Raw genomic sequence first — 16,232 nt, 5'->3', positions numbered from 1 at the left:
GCAGGGACGATCCATCCACTAACAGGGATCTGTCCATGAAAATTCTCGTACGCGCGTGCCTTGGCGCGCTTGTCGCCGCGACGGCGATGTCCACCCCGGCCTTTGCCCAGGAAGAAGAAGCCGCCGGCCCGCTCACGCTGTCGGGCGGCATCGCGGTGACGAGCGACTATCGGTTCCGCGGCATTTCGCTGTCGAACGAAAAGGTCGCGGTGCAGCCGACGCTGACCGTCAGCCACGAAAGCGGCTTCTATGCCGGGGTCTGGGGATCGTCGCTTCCCGACAGCCCCGCCTATGGCAAGTTCGAGCTCGACGTCTATGGCGGCTTCAACACCGAAATCGCGCCGGGCACGACGGCCGACATCGGCGTCACCTGGTACACCTATCCGGGCAGCGACGACGGCGGCGCGCCGACCGACTATTTCGAAGGCATCGGCAAGCTGTCGCACGACATCGGCCCGGTCTCGGTCACCGGCATGGTCGCCTATGCGCCCAAGCAGGATTCGCTCGGCGATCAGGACAATATCTATCTGAACTTGGGCGCCGGATACGGCATTCCCGGCACCCCGGTCACGCTGACCGCCGGGATCGGCTATAATGACGGCTCGCTTGGGCTCGTGTCGCCCGACGGCCAATATGTCGACTGGTCGGTGGGTGCGTCCTTCGCCGCCGGGCCGCTGACCCTTTCGGCGCAATATATCGATACCGATGTCAAGAAGACGGGGGTGAAGGCGGTCGATACGCTTTACGATCCGACCGTGGTCTTCACGCTCGGCGCATCTTTCTGATCGTCTGGTCGGACGATCCTCCCTGTCGCGCAGCGATGGGGAGGATTTTTTACCGCCAGCGCAGATTATGGGGGCCGAGATCCGCGAGGGTCTTGGCCCCCATCAATTTCATGCCGCGCTCGATTTCGGCGCGGAGCTGCGCGATCGCGCGCGCGACGCCCTGCTCGCCCGCCGCGGCGAGCGCGTAGAGATAGAGGCGGCCGCCCGAGCAGGCCTTGGCGCCGACCGACAGCGCCTTGAGCACATGGGTGCCGCGCGTGATGCCGCCGTCGCAGATCACTTCGACCCTGTCGCCGACGGCATCGACGATCGCGGCGAGCGCGTCGAAGGGGGCGATGCTGCCGTCGAGTTGGCGCCCGCCGTGGTTCGACACCATGATCGCGGTGGCGCCGATGTCGGCGGCGCGCTTCGCATCCTCGACCGCGACGATGCCTTTCAAACAGAAGGGGCCGTCCCATTTCTTGCGGATCGCCTCGGCGCGTTTCCAGTCGAGGCTCTGGTCGAGCATCGAGGTGAAATATTCGGCGACCGATTTGGGGACGCTCGATCCTTCGGAGACATGCGTCGCGAGATTGGGCAGGCTGAACTTTTCGCGGAGCATATAGTTGAGCCCCCAGCCGGGCTTGGCGGCGTAGCTCAGCATGTTCGACGCGGTAAAGCGCGGCGGCGAGGTGAAGCCCGAGCGCAGGCAGCGTTCGCGGTTGCCGCCGACGATCGTATCCACGGTGAGCGCGACCGCGTCGAACTTCGCCTCGCGCGCGGCGTCGAGCATCGCCCGGTTGAGCCCCTCGTCGTGGTGGACGTAGAGTTGGAACAGCTTGGGGCCGGTGGTGAGCGCGCCCGCTTCGGCGAGGCCGATCGTCGCGAGGCTCGAAATGCCCGCGACGGTGCCGGCATTCGCCGCGGCGCGGAGCACCGCGCGCTCGCCCTGCCAGTGGAAGAGCCGCTGGAGCGCGGTCGGCGCGAGGAAGAGCGGCATCGCGATCTCGCGTCCGAAGAGAGTCGTCTTCATGTCGACGCTTTCAACCCCGGCGAGCACGCGCGGGATGAGGTCGCAGCCGTCGAACGCGGTGCGGTTGCGGCGGCGGGTGACTTCGTCGTCGGCGGCGCCGTCGATATAGTCGAACACCGGCCAAGGCAGGCGGCGCTTCGCGAGCGCGCGGAAATCGTCGATGTTATGGCAGTCGGTCAGGCGCACGCTACACTTACCCCCTCAAATCGTCATCCCGGCGAAGGCCGGGATCTCACCCTCTCGCCCTGACGCGCCGGCGAGATCCCGGCCTTCGCCGGGATGACGAATGAGGAGGCGGTGGCTCATCAAAACACCGTCCGCGCCGCGACCGTGCCCTTGGTCGCGAAGGCGAAGCGCGGTTCGACCGCTAAGTCCTCATCGAGGATATGTGCGGCGACGCGTTTGCCCACTGCGGGGCCGTTCTTGAAGCCGTGCCCCGATCCGCCGCCGACGAGCCAGACATGCTCCTGCCCCGGAAAGCGGTCGATCAGATAATCGCCGTTCGCGCTATTCTCATATTGGCAGACGCGCCCGCCGAGCAGCGGCGCATTGGCGAGGCCGGGGAAGCGACGCTGCATATAGGCGCGCGCCTCGGCGATACCCGCGGGAGAAAGCTGGCGCTCCATCGTATCGGGGTCGACCACGGGACCATGGACGTCGATCGCGATCTTGAACCCGGCGCCTTCGAGGTCGGGGATGCCGTAAACGATGCGGCCGTTGTTGAAATCGGCCCACACCGGCAGCTCGGGCGGGGCGAAGCGCGTGTCGCCCTGCGGCGCGCCGAAATGATAAACCTCCTGCCGGGTCGCGACGATCCTGTGCATCAGCTGCTGCGGGAAAAGCTCGGCGATCCACGGGCCGGCGGCATAGACGAGATGGTCGGCGGTGCCGCCGTCGGGGAGCCGATGCTTGCGGATCCGCTTCGAAAAGAGCGGCGCGGGCATGACGACGCGCTCGACCGCGATCTGCGCGTCGGCGATCAGTTCCTGCACGCCGCGCGCGGCGATCAGCGCGCCCGCTTCGGTCTCGAGGATGCCGGTCTCGCCCTGATAGAATTGAATCTGGCGATATTTATTCTGGAGCCAGCTGACATCTCCATGTTCGTGGCCGATGCGGTTCGCCTGCAGCCAGGCGAGCGATTGCGCGGTGTAGGTCTCGCCCTGCGGCGCGAACCAGAGCACACCCGTGTTGTGGAAGATCGGCGCGCTCGCGGTATCGGAGAGGTCTTTCCAATATTTGAGCGAATCGCGCGCCATCTCCGAATAAAGCGCGTCGGCGCCGTATCCCATGCGGATGACGCGGCTCGCCCCGCCCGACGAGCTGCGCGCGTTGCCCGCGCCATAGGCGTCGAACAGCCGCACCGACTTGCCCGCGCGCAGCAGATGCCAGGCGGTCCACGCGCCGAACACGCCCGCGCCGATGATCGCGACGTCGACATGCTGGACCTTGGGCTTTGGCGGTTTGCGCTTTTTCGAGCGGCGCTCCTTGCGGTCGGCCGCCGCCGCGCTCGCCGCGACGGGGAGGGCGGCGAGGCCGGTCAGGAGCGCGCGGCGCGTCGGCACGTTTTTCGGGGGCGTGTCAGCGGCCAACGGTCGCCCCATCCTTCTGTTTGTAATAGCGATAGCCGCCGATCCAGGTTTCGAGCGGGGTCATGCGGCGGATCTCGTCGGGGCTCGCGAGCATCGGGTCGGCATCGACGATCAGGAAGTCGGCGCGCATCCCGGGCATCAGCGTGCCGATGCGGTCCTCGGCAAAGCCGGCATAGGCCGCAGTGCGCGTGAAGCCGTCGAGCGCGGTCTCGCGGCTGACCGCTTCCTCGGGGCGCCAGCCGCCAAAGGGCTCGCCCCTGGCATCGGTGCGCGAGATGGCGGCGGCGATGCCGGCGAAGGGATTGGCGCTCTCGACCGGCACGTCGGAGCCGAAGGCGAGGCGGACCCCCGCATTCTGGAGGCTGCGCCACGCATAGGCGCCCTTGAGGCGATCGGGGCCGAGCCGCGCTTCGGCCATGATGCGGTCGCTCGGCTGGTGGATGGGCTGCATCGAGGCGATGACCTTCAGCTCGGCGAAGCGCGCGATGTCGGCGGGGTCGATGATCTGCGCATGTTCGATGCGCCAGCGCCGCTCGCCGGGAACGTTGGTGGCCAGGTCGGCGGTGAGGTCGGCGATGGCGGCGAGCGCCTCGGCATTCGCCGCATCTCCAATCGCGTGGATCGCGACCTGAAACTTGTCCATCGACGCGCGCACCATCTTGTTGCGAAGCTGCGCGGGGGTGAGCAAAGGCAGCCCCTTTTGCCCCGGCGCGTCGCTGTAGGGCGCTTTCAGCCACGCGCCGCGCGAGCCCAGCGCGCCGTCGAGGTAGAGCTTCACCCCGACCATGCGCAGCCGGTCGTCATAGAGCCACGGCGTCGGTTCGGACCCGGCGATGATCGCCATATTGTCGATGTCGCCGCCATAGCTGATGATGCGGACGGCGAGCTGTTTCTTGTCGCCGGCGCGGCGGTAGGCCTGCCATTCCTCGATCGTCGTGCCCATGTCGGCGATCGCCGTGATCCCCTGTTCGAGCAATTTCTGCTGCGCCAGATAGAGCGCGCGGTCGAGGTCGCGCGCGAGCGGCTTGGGCTTGGCGCTGTCGACGAGGCGCATCGCCGCATCGACGAAGACGCCCGACGGCTTGCCGCCAGCCCCCTCGATGCGGCCGCCCTCGGGCGATTTGCTCGCGGGGGTGATCTTCGCCGCCGCCATCGCGGCCGTATTCGCCCAGCCGGCGTGGCCGTCGACACGTTCGAGCCAGACCGGGCGGCCCGGCACCGCGGCGTCGAGATCGGCGGCGGTGGGAAAGCGGCCGAGGCCCCACTTCTCCTGATTCCAGCCCGTTCCGATGATCCACGGCATTTCGGGATTCTCGGCCGCATATTTGCGGATCGCCGCCTGCGCTTCGGCGAGGCTGCCGGTGTCCGAGAGGTCGAGCAGCATCAGCTTGAAGCCCAGCCCCATGACATGGCCGTGCGCGTCGATCAGCCCGGGGATGAGGGTCTTGCCCCTGCCGTCCTGCTTGAAATCGGGGCGTTCGGGGCGCTTGTCCTTGCGGTCGAGGAGCTGTTTCACCTTGCCGTCGGTGCCGATGAGAAGGCCGGTGAAGCGGACGAGCTTGCCGTCCTTGTCGAGCGTGATGCCGTTGACATTGTCGATCAGCGTGTCGGCGTGCGCTGGGGCGGCGAGGGTGAGGGCGAGCGCGGCCAGCAGGAGACGCTTCATTTCGGCAGCCTCGTCACGAGCGAGCTGGTATCCTTGCGCCCGCCGCCCGCCTTTTGCACATCGGCGTAGAATTGGTCGACGAGGCTGGCGACCGGCAACGTCGCGCCGTTGACGCGCGCTTCGTCGAGCGCGAGGCCGAGGTCCTTGCGCATCCAGTCGACCGCGAAGCCGAAGTCGAATTCGTCCTTCGCCATCGTGCCCCAGCGGTTGAGCATCTGCCAGCTCGCCGCGGCGCCGCCCGAGACGGCCTCGAATATCTTGTCGGTGTCGAGCTTCGACGCCTGCGCGAAACGCAGTGCCTCGGAGAGGCCCTGGACCACCCCGGCTATCGCGATCTGGTTGACCATCTTGGTCGTCTGTCCCGCGCCGGGGCCGCCGATATGCACCATGCGCGCGGCATAGGCCTGCATCACCGGCGCGGCGGCTTCGAACGCTGCCTTGCTGCCGCCGCACATGATCGCGAGCGTACCGTTCTGCGCGCCCGCCTCGCCGCCGGAAACGGGGGCGTCGACGCAGAGCAGGCCGAGTCCGTCCGCCTCGACCGAGAGCTGGCGCGCGATGCGCGCGGAAACGGTGGTATGGTCAACGAACAGCGCCCCTTCGCGCATCGCCTTGAACGCGCCGTCGCGGCCGAGCGTCACTTGCGCGAGATCGTCGTCGTTGCCGACGCAGGTGAGGACGACGTCGGCGTCGCGTGCCGCTTCCGCGGGGGTCGCGGCCGCGGCGCCGCCATGCTGCGCCACCCACGCGTCGGCCTTGGCGCGGGTGCGGTTATAGACGGTGAGGTGGTGGCCCGCCTTGACGAGGTGGCCCGCCATCGGCCCGCCCATGACGCCGGTGCCGATGAAGCTGATACGCAATTTTCGTTCGCTCATGGCGAGAGGTCATAACGGTGGTTTGTCCGGCGCGCCAGATGGGGAGGGCGATGCTGCGACGTTACCGATAAATAGGGACAGTCCCTATTTATCCGGCATCCCCGCGCGCGGCCGGAAGCATACCCCTCGATAAATAGGGACTGTCCCTATTTATCGAGGGCCTTCCCCTGCGGCTTTCATGCCGTTAGGGCCGCACTCTATGACCGATCAACGCACCCTGACCCCCGCCGCCGATTTTCCGGCGATCACATTGGACGATGTGCGCGCGGCGGCGGGGCGAATTAATGGCGCGGTCGTGCGGACGCCGACGCTCCATTCGTTGACCTTGTCCGAAATGGTCGGCGCCGAAGTGTGGCTGAAGTTCGAAAATCTGCAATTCACCGCGGCGTATAAGGAGCGCGGCGCCTTGAACGCGCTCCTGCTGATGGATGAGGAAGCGCGCGCGCGCGGCGTGATCGCGGCGTCGGCGGGCAATCATGCGCAGGGGCTCGCCTATCATGGCAAGCGCCTCGGCGTACCGGTCACGATCGTGATGCCGAAGACGACGCCGCAGGTGAAGGTGTCGCAGACCGCGAGCCACGGCGCCGAGATCGTGCTGTTCGGCGAAAAATTCGACGACGCCTCCGCGCATGCGCGCGTGCTGGAAAAAGAGCGCGGGCTGACCTTTGTCCATCCGTTCGACCATCCGCATATCGCCGCGGGGCAGGGGACGGTCGCGCTCGAAATGCTCGAGGATGTGCCCGAACTCGACACGCTGATCGTGCCGATCGGCGGCGGCGGGCTGCTCACCGGCATGGGCACCGCGGCGCGCGGGGTGAAGAACGACATGCGGCTGATCGGCGTGCAGGCCGAGCTTTATCCGTCGATGTATGCCGAACTCAACGGCGTCGACATGGCGTGCGAGGGCGACACGCTCGCCGAGGGCATCGCGGTCAAGGAACCGGGCGCTTATACAAGGCGGATCGTCGCCGAACTCAACGACGACATCGTGCTTGTCGCCGAACGGCATCTGGAACGCGCGGTCAGCCTGCTGCTCCAGATCGAAAAGACGGTGGTCGAGGGCGCGGGCGCCGCGGGGCTCGCGGCGATGCTCGCGCATCCCGAGGAGTTTGCAGGGCGGAAAGTGGGTCTGGTGCTGACGGGCGGCAATATCGACACGCGGCTGCTCGCCAATGTGCTGCTGCGCGACCTCGCGCGTTCGGGCCGCATCGCGCGGCTGCGCATCCGGCTGCAGGACCGACCGGGCGCGCTGTTCAAGGTGATGAAGCTGTTCGACGAGAAGCAGGTCAACATCATCGAAATCTATCACCAGCGCATCTTCACCACCTTGCCGGCGAAGGGGCTGATCACCGACATCGAATGCGAGGCGCGCGACCGCGAGCATCTCGACAGCCTCGTCGCGGCGCTGCGCGATGCGGGCTATATGGTGACCACCGTCGAGCTGGCATGAAGGCGTTCACGCTCGAACTCACGGCGACGCCCGATAGCATCGACGAGCTCGGCCATGTCAACAATGCGGTCTGGGTCCAGTGGATCCAGCAGGTCGCGACGGGGCATTGGGAGGCGGCCGCGCCTGAGGCGCATAAGGACGCCTATATCTGGGTCGTGGTGCGGCATGAAATCGATTATCTGCGCGCGCTCGGCCCCGACGAGACGGTGGCCGCGCGGACCTGGGTTGCCGACAAGGCGCAGGGCGCGAAGTTCGACCGCTTCATGGAATTCACCGGCGCCGACGGGCGCGTGCATGTGCGGGCGCGGACCGTGTGGGCGCTGCTCGACAAAGCGAGCGGACGGCCGCTGCGGGTGACCGACGCGATACTCGCGCCGTTTCGATGATCATCCCCCCGCCACCGAAGCCGACGGCCCTCACGCATAACCCACCCAGCCGCGCCAGGTGAAGGCGGCGTAGAATTGCTCGACGCCGGTGAAGCCCGCGGCGCGGAGTATTTCTTCGTCGGCTTCGGGGCTGAGCATCGCGACATGGGTGGCGACGGCCTCGCGGCCCTTGGCGACCTGGTCGGGGTCGCCGCCCGAGGCGATGGCGTAGGATGCGTAGCGGTCGAGCCAGCGTTCGCGGTCGCCCGCGCCTTGCGGAAAGCTGCCGTGCGCGGCCACGAAAGGCGCGCCGGGTTTGAGGCGGGCGCGGATTTCGGCGGCGGTGCGGATGCGTTCCTCGGTGTCGAGGAAGTGGAGCGTGAGCAGGCAGGTCGCGCCGTCGAACGGACCCATGGGGGCGTCGTCGATATAGCCTTCGACGAGATCGGCACGGTGGGCGTTCGGGCCCATGACCTTGGCGGCGAGGTCGAGCATCGGCCCGGCGGGGTCGACGCCGGCGAAGCGCCAACCGGGGTGCGCTTCGGCCATCGCCTTCATCTCGCTGCCGCCGCCGGCGCCGAGGACGAGGATATGCGCGTCATCGGGCACGCGCTCGGCGAGCAACAGCCCGGCCATACGGTGGAGACCGTCGAGGCCGGGGACGAAACGCCGCGGCCCTTCGGTGTAGCGCGCGACCGCTTCGGGGTCCTTGAAGCTGTCGAGGAAATGTTGGGCGCCTTCAGCCATGAATATGCTCCTGCGTGGTGGGGGAGGGGGATCGCGCGGCCATGCGCGCGTGGAAATCGGCGGCGAGCGCCGCGAGCGTCACTTCGCCGAAGCGCGCGAGGAGCAGCGCCTCGGCGTCGCGAAAGCTCGTGTCGAGCGCGGCGTTGACCGCCTGTTCGACGAGGCAGCCGGGCGCTTCGGTGCGGTTGCCCATCGCCATCAGGCTGGGGCGGCCGATCGCGTCATAGACGTTGCGCATCGTGATGGCGGAAAGGTCCTTCGCGATCGTCCAACCGCCGCCATGGCCCTTTTCGCTGTGGACGAAGCCCGCATCGCGCAGCCCGCCGAGGATGCGGCGGATCACGACCGCGTGCGTCTGCATCGCCTTGGCGAGCTGGTCCGAGGTCATCGGCGCGCGCTGCTCGGCCATGTGGAGGAGGACGTGGAGCACGCCCGAGAGTCGGCTGTCGCGTTTCATGTAACTTTAAATAGTGCGTGAAACGCGAACGTCAAGACGCGGGATTGACCGCCGACGATGAAGCGGTTAGCCACGCCGACGATGACCAACGACCAATCTCTCCGATTCAAGGCGTATTGGCGCTCCTTTACATAGGAGCGGCATGGCATCACCTGTGACCATCGCCGCCGTGTTCGGACAGGCGAATGGTCATCATCACATCACTACCCCCCGGTCACGGCGTGCGCTTTTTGAAGAAGACGCGACATGACCGATACCTTGCTTGCCCTGTCGACCGACCATTGCCGCATCACGCCGCTCTTTGCCGATGATGCGCGCGCGCTCGCCGCGATCACCGACGAGACGGTGACCTCGCAAGTCCATTTCCTGCCCGCACCCTTCACCGAGGCCGACGCGCGTGCGCTGATCGCCGGATCGGGCGGCGGCGACGTCTTTCATGCGGTGCGCGACGAACGGGGACTCGACCTCAATGGCGTGATCGGCGTCCATCGCCGGCCGGGCGGCGAATATGAGATCGGCTACTGGTTCGCGGCGCGGGTGCGGGGGAAGGGCATCGCGACCGAGGCGGTGCGCGCGGTGGTCGAGGCGCTCGCCGCGTCGCGGCCGGGCTGTTCGATCGTCGCCGAATGCCACCCCGACAATGAGCGGTCGCGCGCGCTGCTGCGTCGGATCGGTTTCGTGTCGACGGGGCGGGCGGGGAAGCGGCCGGGGCGGATGCTCATGGCGTGGCGCGCGGCGCCGGCCTGGCGCATCGATGTGTGCTGAGCAGTTCGGAAGTCCTCCCCATGGCTTCGCCACAGGGAGGATCAATCCGGCTCTGATACTTCCTCGGTAAGCGCCTTGACGATCGCCGCGACCGAGGTCGGGGCGTAGGCGAAGCCCATATGACCGCAGTCGACCTCGACCTGCCGGTCGCTTTCGTGCGGCAGCCCGCGCGCGCTGGCGATCGCGACGACGCCGTCGTGTTTCGACCATAGCGCGAAGGTCGGCATTTCGGGGCGCGGCGCGGGGTGGAAATCGATCGGCGGATTGTCGACCGGATGGCGCGCGATCAGATGATAGAGGCGCCACGCGCGGTTGGCGCGGCGGCTGCCCGAAAAGGGCGAGCCGAGGGTGACGACGCGCGCGACCTTGTCCGGATGATGCTTGGCATATTCGCGGGCGTAGATGCCGCCGAGCGACCATCCCACCAGCGCGGGGGCATAGCCGGTGCGGTCGATGATCCACTGGACGCGGGTGTCGATGCGATCGATGATGTCGGCGGTCGCGCCGCGATTGAAGCCGAGGCCCCACGCATAGCAGCGAAAGCCCGCGCGGCGGAGGTCGGCGCGCAAGGCCTTGGTCGCCCAGTCGCCCGACAGGAATCCGGGGAGCACCATCACCGGCGGATGTTCGCTGTCGGGATTGGGCTCGGGCGGCAGCGGGCGGATGCGGCCGCCGATCGCTTGCGCGAGCGAACCGACCTCGCGCCACAGCAGCGTCAGCGGCGGTAGCGCGTCGGGATCGGGAACGCGCGCGGGCCATTCGGCGCGTCGGGTGAGGAAGCCGCGGATCATGGGGACGATATAGTGATGCTTGCGCCGCGGCGAAAGCCGGACCGCCGCTACTTCTTCGGCACCAGCTTCACCAGCTTGCCGTCCTCGCCGTCGGTGAGCAGCCAGACCGATCCGTCATCGCGCACCTCGACCTCGCGGATGCGCTGGCCGAAGTCCCAGCGGCCGGACTTGTGGAGCGTGTCGCCGTCGATGGCCATGCGGATGAGGCCTTCGCCCGAGAGCGCGCCCATCAGCAGGCTGTTGTTCCAGCCCGGATAAAGGTCGCCGCCATAGAAGGCGAGACCGGCGGGCGAGACCGCGGGGTTCCACCATAGTTTCGGCGCGGCGAATTCGGGGCGGGTCGGATGATCGGGAATATCCTTGCCGTCATAATGGTCGCCGTTCGAGACGATCGGATAGCCGTAATTGGCCTTCGCCGCGACGAGATTGACCTCGTCGCCGCCCTTCGGCCCCATTTCCTGATTCCAGAATTTGCCCGCGCTGTCGAACGCCAGCCCCAGGATATTGCGGTGGCCGAGCGACCAGATTTGCGCGGTGACGCCGCCCCCATCAGATTTTGAAGCGTCGGCGAAAGGATTGTCGGCGGGGATGCTGCCGTCGGGGTTGAGGCGGACGATCTTGCCGAGATTGGCTTTCATGTCCTGCGCCGGATCGAATTTCTGGCGCTCGCCCGATCCGATGAACAGATATTTGCCGTCGGGCGAGAAGAGGAGGCGGTGCGAATAATGGCCGCGGCCCGTGACCTTGGGATCCTGTTTCCAGATGATCTGCAAGCCCTCGATCCGCGGCGCGGCGCCCTGAACGAGCTTCGCCCTGCCGACGACCGCGCCGGCGGTGTCGCCGTCCCCGGCTTCGACCCAGCTGAGGTAAATGGTGCCGCTCGTCGCGAAATCGGGCGCGACGATCACGTCGCCGAAGCCGCCCTGACCGCCATAGGCGACGGCGGGCACGCCCGCGACGTCCTGCGTCGCGCCATTTTCCTGCCAGAGTTTCAGCTTGCCCGATTTCTCGGTGATCAGCGCGGCGCGGGTGCCGGGGATGAAGGTCATCGCCCAGGGTTCGTTGAAGCTCGCGATCTCCTTGACCGTGAAGGGCGCATCGGCGAGCGGCGTCGCGGGATGGTCGCCCGACGCGTCGAGCTTCGCCGTATCGGCGGGGGCGGCCTCGGTGGCGGCGGGCGCCGAGCAGGCGGCGACGGCCAGCGCGGCGATGAGGGCGAGGGACGGGAGATTTTTCATCGGAAAAGGCTCGCTTGGCTGGGGAAGAACAACCTGTTCTGGCCGCGCCGCGCCGCGAAGTCGAGGGTCCTTAGCGGTTTGCCGCCTCGCGCCGCGCGGTGATCGTTTCGACGCTGTCCATGATCGCATCGACCGCTTCGCTCGACGGCGGCGCGTCGGCGCGTTTTTGCGAGAATTGACCGCTGTTCATAATCTCTTCGAGCGCGGCGCGCGCGCGCGACACGCGGCTCTTCATCGTGCCGAGCGCGCAGTCGCAGATGCTCGCCGCCTCTTCGTAGGACAGGCCGCCAGCGCCGACGAGGATCAGCGCCTCGCGCTGATCCTGCGGCAATTCCATCAGCCCGCGCTGAAGGTCGGCCATTTCGCCGCTGTCCTCCTGGTTCGCGGGGGTCGACATGGTGCGCTCGACCGCGGTCTCGTCATATTCGCCGACGAACTTGTTGCGGCGCATCTGCGACAGGAAGGTGTTGCGCAGGATGACGAAGGTCCACGCCTTGATCGACGTGCCGCGCTCGAACCGCTCGCGCGAAGCCCACGCCTTGACCATCGTGTCCTGCGTCAGGTCGTCGGCAAGGTCGGGATTGCCCGACAGGCTGCGGCCATAAGCGCGCAGATGCGGAATGACGCCAGCGAGCAACGCCTTGAATTCGCTGTCCGACAGGGTGTCGGCCTGCGGCTGCGACGCAGCGGCGGGGGTTCGGGTCATTATTGCTTCGGGCTTTTCTGATCGAGCTGGGACAGAAGATCGAGCATGTTTTCGGGCAGCCGTTCGGAAACGATATTGCCATAGATCATGCGCAGCTTCGCGCTCACCGGCTCGGGCGCCTGGCGCCCGGTCAGCGTTCGGTGCCACTGGTCGCCGCCGGTGCCGGGGAAGCCGCCGTTCGCGCGGCGGGGCGCTCCGGTCGAGGGGGGCGGGGCGTCCTTGCCGTTCATCCTGTTGTTGCCTTGCGTAGCCATGCGGGAGCAACGAGGAAAGAACGCGCGAGTTCCCGCCTCGATCGTATTTTGCGACGAATGCGTTGCCAAGAAGCCACACCGGCCCTAATCGAAGCGTGTGAGGGGTCACAGCATGCCCGGCCTGTGGCCGCCGTTCAGGAGCGTGGCGACTTGCTCTCCGTCATCATGTCGCGTCGGCGACTTCATCGTGCCCGGCGGACGTCCGCCCGGCGGTTGGCGCTCTTGCAATGAAATCCCAGCACGTTAAGCCCATAGCAAGCCTGTGACATTGGGCGTTCAGACAAAGGCCATCATATCAGCACCGTAACGCCTCAGCCGCTCGACGATGCCAGCTTCAAGCGCGAACTCGCCGCGATGTTGCCGCATCTGCGCGCGTTCGGGCGCAGCCTGTGCGGCAACGCCGACCTGGCCGACGATCTGGTGCAGGAAACGATGCTGAAGGCGTGGAAGGCGCGCGCGCAATATATTCCGGGTCCCGCCAGCATGAAGAGCTGGGCCTTCGTCATCCTGCGCAACTGTTTCCTGTCGCAGATGCGGCGCAAGAAATTCACCGCCGATTATGACGAGCTGGCGGCCGAGCGGCTGCTCGTCGCGCCCGACGATCAGGACGACAGCCTGCACCTTGCCGACGTGCAGCGCGCGCTCTTGCTGCTGCCCGTCGATCAGCGCGAGGCGCTCGTGCTGATCGGCGCCGGGCAATTATCCTATGAGGAAGGCGCGGCGATCTGCGGCTGCGCGGTCGGCACGATGAAGAGCCGCGTCTCGCGCGGCCGCGCCGCGTTGCAGGCGATCCTCGAAAGCGGCGAGATGCCGCGGCGCAGCACCGACGAGATACCGTCGAGCGAGATATTCCGGTCGATCATGGACAATGTTGACCATCTGACCGCGAACGGGCCTTCGCCGGATTGAGGTTTAATTTCGGGTGAGGCGCCGGAAGCCGGAGCCGCCCTTATGGGTTACGCCGCAAGCTGCGGGGTAAAGAGCAGGCTCTGGCTGATCGCGGCGCGCACCGTATTTTCGCGGAACGGCTTGGAGATCAGGAAGGTCGGCTCGACCCGCCCGCCGGTGAGCAGCCGTTCGGGAAAGGCGGTGATGAAGATCGCCGGCACCGGCGCGATCGCGAGGATGTCCTGCACCGCATCGATGCCCGACGATCCGTCGGCGAGCTGAATGTCGGCGAGCACGAGGCCGGCGTCGGTTTCCTCGAACGCCGCGACCGCGTCCGCATGCGTCGTCGCGATTCCCGCGACGCGGTGGCCGAGGTCGCGGACGATCTGTTCGAGTTCCATCGCGATCAGCGGCTCGTCCTCGATGATCAGCACCGAGGTGCGCGATTCGCGGTCGAGTTCGCCGACCGCGTCGGTCAGCAGCGCCTCGACCGTCGGCCGGTCGGTGCCGGTGATCAGCCCCGCCTCCTCGACCGAAAACCCCTCGAGCGCTGTAAGCAGCAGGATCTGGCGGCCGAGCGGGGTCAACTGCACGAGGCGCCGGTGCGCGGCATGGACCAGCGGATGCTCGTCATCGTCGCGGCCTTCGCCATCGTCGATATAGGCGCTTTCCCAGATGCGGTGAAAATTGCGGTAGAGGTCGATCCGCGTGCCGTCGCCGGTGTGGAATTCGTGCGGAGCGGCGACGATGACTTCGAGGGTGGTGTGAACGAAATTGTCGCCATGCTGCTGGCTCCCCGTCAGCGCGCGCGCGTAGCGTCGCAGATAAGGCAGATGGCCCCGAATTTCCTCACCCAACGTCATTAAAACACCTCCCTCTTGAGAGCAGTCATACGCGTGTCCGTGCGGGTCGGTTCCCTTGACGGACGCCGAAAAAGCGACAGGTTCGACTGCAACTTGTCGCGCACTAAAGCGTAGATTCAGCCGGGACGCCAGAGAGCTGCGGTGTAAGTTGGTGGAATGTCACCACTTTCTTGTTGCGCGGCAAGGATGCTTTTGTAGGGACCATATCCATGGCAGAGCGGCGGCCCGGGGAATATAGCGATGGGGCGCCATCGCACGACGGCGGGGGACGGCAAGTGTCGGATGGGGGCAGCGAAGAGGCGAAACGGGCCGAGCGGCTGCGCCTCGACACGCTTCGCGAATATCGCATCATGGATACTCCGCCCGAACCGGCATTCGATCGTGTGACCAAGATGGTCGCCGACCTTTTCGGCGTGCCGATCGCGCTGGTGTCGCTCGTCGACGAATGCCGCCAGTGGTTCAAGTCGAGCCATGGTCTCGACACCGCGGAAACGCCGCGCGGGATCAGCTTTTGCCAATATGTCATTGCCGAGGGCCGGCCCGTCGTGGTGACCGACGTGACGAGCGACCCGCGCTTTCGCGACAATCCGCTCGTCACCGGCGATCTTCATATCCGTTTCTATGCCGGAGTGCCGCTGCGCGCCTATAATGGCGCGATCCTCGGGACGCTGTGCCTGATCGACCGCGAAGAACGCGCGCCGCTCACCGCCGCCGAGCTCGAGCGGCTGGAGGATTTCGCCGGCATTATCATGGCCGAAGCCGACCTGCGCCGCATTGGCGTCGAGCGCGACGAGGCGCGGCGAATGCTCGAACGCGCGCTCGATTTTTCGGGGATCGCGACGTGGCAGCTGCATCCGCAGAGCGGCGAGATGTCGTGGCACGGCGCGGTCGCCGAATTGTTCGGCGCCGACTATGAAAGTGCGCTGTTCACCGCCGACGACCTGCTGGCGCACATGCCGCCCGAGGATCGCGACCGGGTGACCGCCGCGCTGGAGGAATCGCGCGACGGCGGCCTTCCCTATTCGGTCGAGCATCGTCTCCAGCATCCCGAGCGCGGCATGCGCTGGATCGCGTCGCGCGGTGACTGGGACGTATGGTCGAACGACGCGCGGCTGACCGGGATCAGCATCGACATCACCGAGCAGAAGAGCCGCCAGGAAAACGCCAATCTGCTGATGCGCGAACTGCACCACCGGATGCGCAACCTGTTCGCGACGGTGAGCGCGATCATCTCGCTCACCCGTCACGCGGCGCGCGATGTCGACGATTATGTCGAGCGGATCAGCAGCCGGCTCGACGCGCTCAACCGCGCGCAGAATGTGCTGCTCGGCGCCAATTTCATGACGGGGTCGATGCACGCGCTGTTGCGCGAGGTCGAGGCCGCCTTCCCGCGCATCCGCTGGTCGGGGCCCGACCTGCTGCTTCCCGAAAATGCGCTCGTCGCGATGGCGCTTTTCTTCAACGAACTCGCGACCAATGCCGCGAAGCATGGCGCGTTGACCGGCGCGAACGGCCGGGTCGAGGTGAGCTGGACGCAGGAGGCCGAGGGCAGCGACGATCGCAGGTTCCGCCTGACCTGGGCCGAAAGCGGCGGTGACCGCGAAGTCGCCGTGCCCGAGCGCACCAGTTTCGGCACGTTGCTGATGGAGCGCAGCGTCAAGAATAATCTCGGCGGCACGATCGAACGGCATTGGGAGCCCGGCGGGCTGGTCGTCGACATCACGCTGCCCGCGCGGTGGCGCGAGGCTTAAGCGCACTTAACCTGGATTATTTGTTCTCTC

Annotated in this window: 17 protein-coding genes; 6 read left to right on the top strand and 11 right to left on the bottom strand. The window is 66.8% G+C overall.

The annotated features are described in order from the left end of the window. Positions 1 to 35: 35 nt before the first annotated feature. The gene (locus tag GGR90_RS00995) at positions 36 to 785 is read left to right on the top strand and encodes a TorF family putative porin (protein ID WP_167918620.1); all 750 of its coding nucleotides are present in this window, start codon (positions 36 to 38) and stop codon (positions 783 to 785) included. Positions 786 to 834: 49 nt separating this feature from the next. Here the strand turns inward: GGR90_RS00995 and GGR90_RS00990 are convergent, their stop codons facing one another. The 4 genes from GGR90_RS00990 to GGR90_RS00975 form a co-directional block, all read right to left on the bottom strand. Further along, positions 835 to 1,983 (bottom strand): alpha-hydroxy-acid oxidizing protein, encoded by a 1,149-nt coding sequence (locus GGR90_RS00990; RefSeq protein ID WP_167918618.1) that lies wholly within the window; start codon positions 1,981 to 1,983, stop codon positions 835 to 837. A gap of 119 nt (positions 1,984 to 2,102) precedes the next feature. After that, on the bottom strand, positions 2,103 to 3,386 hold the full coding sequence (locus GGR90_RS00985; RefSeq protein ID WP_167918616.1) for an FAD-dependent oxidoreductase: 1,284 nt from the start codon (positions 3,384 to 3,386) through the stop codon (positions 2,103 to 2,105). Continuing rightward, positions 3,376 to 5,052 carry an amidohydrolase gene (locus GGR90_RS00980; protein WP_167918614.1) on the bottom strand — a complete coding sequence of 559 codons (1,677 nt, stop codon included), beginning with the start codon at positions 5,050 to 5,052 and terminating at the stop codon, positions 3,376 to 3,378. The genes GGR90_RS00985 and GGR90_RS00980 overlap by 11 nt, the downstream gene beginning before the upstream one ends. Then, a complete protein-coding gene (locus GGR90_RS00975) occupies positions 5,049 to 5,927 on the bottom strand; it encodes an NAD(P)-dependent oxidoreductase (protein ID WP_167918612.1) in 879 nt (292 codons plus the stop codon). Before GGR90_RS00975 ends, GGR90_RS00980 begins: the two co-directional genes overlap by 4 nt. 199 nt (positions 5,928 to 6,126) lie before the next feature. Here GGR90_RS00975 and GGR90_RS00970 point away from each other — a divergent pair, with 199 nt between their 5' ends. After that, positions 6,127 to 7,377 carry a threonine ammonia-lyase gene (locus tag GGR90_RS00970; RefSeq protein WP_167918610.1) on the top strand — a complete coding sequence of 417 codons (1,251 nt, stop codon included), beginning with the start codon at positions 6,127 to 6,129 and terminating at the stop codon, positions 7,375 to 7,377. After that, positions 7,374 to 7,763 (top strand): acyl-CoA thioesterase, encoded by a 390-nt coding sequence (locus GGR90_RS00965; protein ID WP_167918608.1) that lies wholly within the window; start codon positions 7,374 to 7,376, stop codon positions 7,761 to 7,763. Before GGR90_RS00970 ends, GGR90_RS00965 begins: the two co-directional genes overlap by 4 nt. A gap of 30 nt (positions 7,764 to 7,793) precedes the next feature. On the opposite strand, the gene GGR90_RS00960 is transcribed toward GGR90_RS00965, so the two are convergent. Together GGR90_RS00960 and GGR90_RS00955 are read right to left on the bottom strand one after the other, a co-directional pair. Then, positions 7,794 to 8,489: a class I SAM-dependent methyltransferase gene (locus tag GGR90_RS00960; RefSeq protein WP_167918606.1), complete on the bottom strand. Its 696-nt coding sequence runs from the start codon at positions 8,487 to 8,489 to the stop codon at positions 7,794 to 7,796. Then, positions 8,482 to 8,946, bottom strand: a complete 465-nt coding sequence (locus tag GGR90_RS00955) for an RrF2 family transcriptional regulator (RefSeq protein ID WP_167918604.1) — start codon at positions 8,944 to 8,946, stop codon at positions 8,482 to 8,484. Before GGR90_RS00955 ends, GGR90_RS00960 begins: the two co-directional genes overlap by 8 nt. 246 nt (positions 8,947 to 9,192) lie before the next feature. Between GGR90_RS00955 and GGR90_RS00950 the strand changes: the two genes are divergently transcribed. Then, positions 9,193 to 9,711 carry a GNAT family N-acetyltransferase gene (locus GGR90_RS00950; protein ID WP_167918602.1) on the top strand — a complete coding sequence of 173 codons (519 nt, stop codon included), beginning with the start codon at positions 9,193 to 9,195 and terminating at the stop codon, positions 9,709 to 9,711. A gap of 41 nt (positions 9,712 to 9,752) precedes the next feature. Here the strand turns inward: GGR90_RS00950 and GGR90_RS00945 are convergent, their stop codons facing one another. The 4 genes from GGR90_RS00945 to GGR90_RS00930 form a co-directional block, all read right to left on the bottom strand. Beyond that, complete coding sequence (locus GGR90_RS00945; RefSeq protein WP_167918600.1) at positions 9,753 to 10,502, bottom strand: esterase/lipase family protein; 750 nt, start codon at positions 10,500 to 10,502, stop codon at positions 9,753 to 9,755. Between the two features lie 47 nt (positions 10,503 to 10,549). Continuing rightward, positions 10,550 to 11,740, bottom strand: a complete 1,191-nt coding sequence (locus GGR90_RS00940) for a PQQ-dependent sugar dehydrogenase (RefSeq protein WP_167918598.1) — start codon at positions 11,738 to 11,740, stop codon at positions 10,550 to 10,552. 70 nt (positions 11,741 to 11,810) lie between these two features. Then, complete coding sequence (locus GGR90_RS00935; protein ID WP_167918596.1) at positions 11,811 to 12,446, bottom strand: sigma-70 family RNA polymerase sigma factor; 636 nt, start codon at positions 12,444 to 12,446, stop codon at positions 11,811 to 11,813. Continuing rightward, positions 12,446 to 12,700, bottom strand: coding sequence for a NepR family anti-sigma factor (locus GGR90_RS00930; protein WP_167918594.1), 255 nt, complete (start codon positions 12,698 to 12,700; stop codon positions 12,446 to 12,448). The genes GGR90_RS00935 and GGR90_RS00930 overlap by 1 nt, the downstream gene beginning before the upstream one ends. Positions 12,701 to 13,054: 354 nt before the next feature. Between GGR90_RS00930 and GGR90_RS00925 the strand changes: the two genes are divergently transcribed. Beyond that, positions 13,055 to 13,609: a sigma-70 family RNA polymerase sigma factor gene (locus tag GGR90_RS00925; RefSeq protein ID WP_209023522.1), complete on the top strand. Its 555-nt coding sequence runs from the start codon at positions 13,055 to 13,057 to the stop codon at positions 13,607 to 13,609. A 47-nt stretch (positions 13,610 to 13,656) separates the two neighbouring features. Here GGR90_RS00925 and GGR90_RS00920 read toward each other — a convergent pair whose 3' ends face one another. Further along, the gene (locus GGR90_RS00920) at positions 13,657 to 14,451 is read right to left on the bottom strand and encodes a response regulator (protein ID WP_167918592.1); all 795 of its coding nucleotides are present in this window, start codon (positions 14,449 to 14,451) and stop codon (positions 13,657 to 13,659) included. Positions 14,452 to 14,726: 275 nt separating this feature from the next. Here GGR90_RS00920 and GGR90_RS00915 point away from each other — a divergent pair, with 275 nt between their 5' ends. Beyond that, entirely contained in the window at positions 14,727 to 16,202 is a 1,476-nt protein-coding gene (locus GGR90_RS00915; protein WP_342449867.1) for a sensor histidine kinase, read from the top strand. Positions 16,203 to 16,232 lie beyond the last annotated feature (30 nt).

Origin of the sequence: Sphingopyxis italica, from assembly GCF_011926545.1 — a bacterium.
Lineage (GTDB): Bacteria > Pseudomonadota > Alphaproteobacteria > Sphingomonadales > Sphingomonadaceae > Sphingopyxis > Sphingopyxis italica.
This window is presented reverse-complemented; position numbering and strand designations above follow the sequence as displayed.

What these genes read in the sequence shown, in the direction of transcription:
- GGR90_RS00995 (WP_167918620.1), top strand. Translation starts at nt 36, where the DNA reads ATGAAAATTCTCGTACGCGCGTGCCTTGGCGCGCTTGTCGCCGCGACG.
- GGR90_RS00980 (WP_167918614.1), bottom strand. Translation starts at nt 5,052, where the DNA reads ATGAAGCGTCTCCTGCTGGCCGCGCTCGCCCTCACCCTCGCCGCCCCA.
- GGR90_RS00975 (WP_167918612.1), bottom strand. Translation starts at nt 5,927, where the DNA reads ATGAGCGAACGAAAATTGCGTATCAGCTTCATCGGCACCGGCGTCATG.
- GGR90_RS00970 (WP_167918610.1), top strand. Translation starts at nt 6,127, where the DNA reads ATGACCGATCAACGCACCCTGACCCCCGCCGCCGATTTTCCGGCGATC.
- GGR90_RS00965 (WP_167918608.1), top strand. Translation starts at nt 7,374, where the DNA reads ATGAAGGCGTTCACGCTCGAACTCACGGCGACGCCCGATAGCATCGAC.
- GGR90_RS00960 (WP_167918606.1), bottom strand. Translation starts at nt 8,489, where the DNA reads ATGGCTGAAGGCGCCCAACATTTCCTCGACAGCTTCAAGGACCCCGAA.
- GGR90_RS00955 (WP_167918604.1), bottom strand. Translation starts at nt 8,946, where the DNA reads ATGAAACGCGACAGCCGACTCTCGGGCGTGCTCCACGTCCTCCTCCAC.
- GGR90_RS00950 (WP_167918602.1), top strand. Translation starts at nt 9,193, where the DNA reads ATGACCGATACCTTGCTTGCCCTGTCGACCGACCATTGCCGCATCACG.
- GGR90_RS00945 (WP_167918600.1), bottom strand. Translation starts at nt 10,502, where the DNA reads ATGATCCGCGGCTTCCTCACCCGACGCGCCGAATGGCCCGCGCGCGTT.
- GGR90_RS00940 (WP_167918598.1), bottom strand. Translation starts at nt 11,740, where the DNA reads ATGAAAAATCTCCCGTCCCTCGCCCTCATCGCCGCGCTGGCCGTCGCC.
- GGR90_RS00935 (WP_167918596.1), bottom strand. Translation starts at nt 12,446, where the DNA reads ATGACCCGAACCCCCGCCGCTGCGTCGCAGCCGCAGGCCGACACCCTG.
- GGR90_RS00930 (WP_167918594.1), bottom strand. Translation starts at nt 12,700, where the DNA reads ATGGCTACGCAAGGCAACAACAGGATGAACGGCAAGGACGCCCCGCCC.
- GGR90_RS00925 (WP_209023522.1), top strand. Translation starts at nt 13,055, where the DNA reads ATGTTGCCGCATCTGCGCGCGTTCGGGCGCAGCCTGTGCGGCAACGCC.
- GGR90_RS00920 (WP_167918592.1), bottom strand. Translation starts at nt 14,451, where the DNA reads ATGACGTTGGGTGAGGAAATTCGGGGCCATCTGCCTTATCTGCGACGC.